The following is a 2,556-nucleotide window of genomic DNA, read 5'->3' on the forward strand; positions in this document are numbered from 1 at the left end:
ATTCCTTTGGCAAGAGGCAATAAAGACTTTCTTACGGTATTTTTCAACTTGCTGAAAATGATGCATCCCTCATTTACCCTTAAGTGGTTTTGACAATATATTATTTTAGTTATCTGTTATGACCGGAAGCAAACAACTGTATAAACCTGCTCTATGATGAGCATGAGTAGTATTATACAGTAGAATATAGAAAACATTAAATAGGAACTTGAGCGATTTTTACCTGATGCTGGAAGAAGAATGGTGGTACATCCATCCAGGGTCTAATTTGATCAAACGCCCAGCAAGAGGTAAAAAAATGAGACCTGAGCGTAATATGGTGGTTTGCGAGAACGGCAATATAGTAATGAAGAAGATCGCCTTGTCCTATAGAAAAGATAACGGGGAAGAGATCTTTTTACTGGATGCAGAAGCTGTGATAGAGGAAAAGCCAAATTACCGGACCGCTGATGAGCTTTATAAGCGCATAGAAGAGAATTTCATAAACATCGGTTTGCTCAAAAGGGTAGATATGTCCTCTATGAGCGACGATGTGATAAGGGAGCTCATACTGAAAAAGCATGAAAAGGAAGAAAAGTTCCTTAACGCCGGTGCAGAGAGAGGGTTCAAACTCGCAGACGACATAGATCCGGATGACATCCTAAGGTTCTATATTTCATTGACCCCTGAGGAAAGGGTCCGGTTCAACTGTAACCCCTGAGCCCGGACATTTTTCCTCAAGGAAATTTCGATGCCCTGATGAGATGCGATAGGTTATTAGCAAGCAACCGCATTTATCCTGCTGATCCGAAAGGTAACTAACAGGAAGAGGAAAATGTGCGGTATTACTGGCTTTTTTAACAAGGAGAACGCTTCCGAACTAACTCTCAGAGCGTTGCATATACTGTCCGGCCGCGGAAAGGACGGCACAGGCGCCGCAGGACCTGGTTGGAAGGAATATGCAGATGCTGCTGAGAAGCTGCACCTTCCGCATGAGAACAATATCATTGGTCACACCCTGCATTCCATGGTAAATTTCACCAGGCAGCCTCTTGTTCATGCAGGCATCTTCACGTCCAATTGTGAGATCTATAACTGGAAAGAACTGGCAGAAGCTTGCCGGATAGATGCTTCCAATGATTCGGATCTGCTTGTAAAGCTTATAGAACAAAGACTGCACGATGACAATGTGAATACCGCAGATCCCACAGCAGTGATGCGAAATATCTGTGGCGCTCTGGATATGCTGCGGGGTGTGTATGCATTTGCCTACTGGCTGGAAGGTGTAGTTTATATTGCGCGGGATATCATTGGTCTGAAACCTCTCTGGTACAGCTTTTCAGAGGGTTTTGCCTTCGCCTCGGAGAAAAAGGCATTGAAGACAACAGGCTATACTGACATAAAAGAGCTCAACCCGAGGGAGATACTGGCTTATGATATCAAGAATGGAACTGTGGACCGTTACACCCGGAATTTCTTTTTTATTACTCCTCAGCATGAAGGCACTTTTGAGCAAATTGCAGAACAAGTGCAACAGTTGCTTGAAAACGCTGTAAAGATCCGTTTTCCTGACGAGCCTTTCGGGATACTGTTCTCAGGGGGACTGGATTCAACCATCCTGGCATACATGTGCAGAAAGCTTGGAAAAATTCCCGGAAAGGATTTCAAATGCTACAGTGCTGGCCTCAGGGACGTGCAGGAGCCACCGGACATAGAATATGCTAAAAAGGTGGCGGAAGCACTGGGGCTTGAGCTTGTGGTGCACCAGATAGACCTGGAACAGGCGGAAGAGTATCTCAAGACCGTAGTGCCCCTTGTAGAGGATACGAATGTGCCCAAGGTCGGTGTAGCTCTTACCATGTACACTGCCTGCAAGGCAGCAAAGGAGGATGGGATGCGCGTGATGTTCTCGGGCTCAGGGGCAGATGAGCTGTTCGCAGGGTACGACAGGCACAAGCGTTCCACAGATATCAGCAGAGATTGTTATGCCGATATCCTGAAGATCTACGAGAAAAACACCTACAGGGACGATGTTGTGTCCATGTACAACAACATCGAGATGCGAGTGCCTTATCTTGATAAAAGGTTCGTGGAATACGGCCTGAAGATACCGCCGGAGTTCAAGATCAATGATACTGAGAACAAGCTCATCCTGCGCAGGGTAGGAGAAAGGCTTTGCATACCTGCGGAGGTCACCCGGAGAAAGAAACAGGCTGCCCAGTATGGCAGCAGGTTCGATAAGGCCATCGACAGGCTTGCCAGAAGAGCGGGATCCAATACCAAGACGGATTACCTCAAAAAGTTCCATGATCATCCCAACCTGAAACTGGGTGTGCTGTTCAGCTCAGGCAAGGACAGTAACTATGCCATGTATATCATGCAGCAGCAGAACTATGCCATTGAGTGCCTGATCACAATTAAGAGCATCAATCCCGATTCCTATATGTTCCACACGCCCAATATCGGCCTGGCGCAATTGCAGGCCGAGGCTATGGGCATTCCTCTCATCGAGCAGATCACCCAGGGCGAGAAGGAAACAGAACTGGAAGATCTGAAAAAGGCCATCCTTCAGGCTAA

Annotated in this window: 2 protein-coding genes; both read left to right on the forward strand. The window is 46.6% G+C overall.

Translation table 11 applies throughout. The features are described 5' to 3' along the window. Positions 1 to 208: 208 nt before the first annotated feature. Positions 209 to 700: a hypothetical protein gene (locus AB7U21_RS11835; RefSeq protein ID WP_333787571.1), complete on the forward strand. Its 492-nt coding sequence runs from the start codon at positions 209 to 211 to the stop codon at positions 698 to 700. 114 nt (positions 701 to 814) lie between these two features. Then, positions 815 to 2,556, forward strand: a 1,742-nt coding sequence (locus AB7U21_RS11840) for an asparagine synthase-related protein (protein WP_428389290.1), incomplete at its 3' end; no start/stop codon positions are given.

It is taken from the genome of Methanomethylovorans sp., assembly GCF_050177135.1.
Lineage (GTDB): Archaea > Halobacteriota > Methanosarcinia > Methanosarcinales > Methanosarcinaceae > Methanomethylovorans.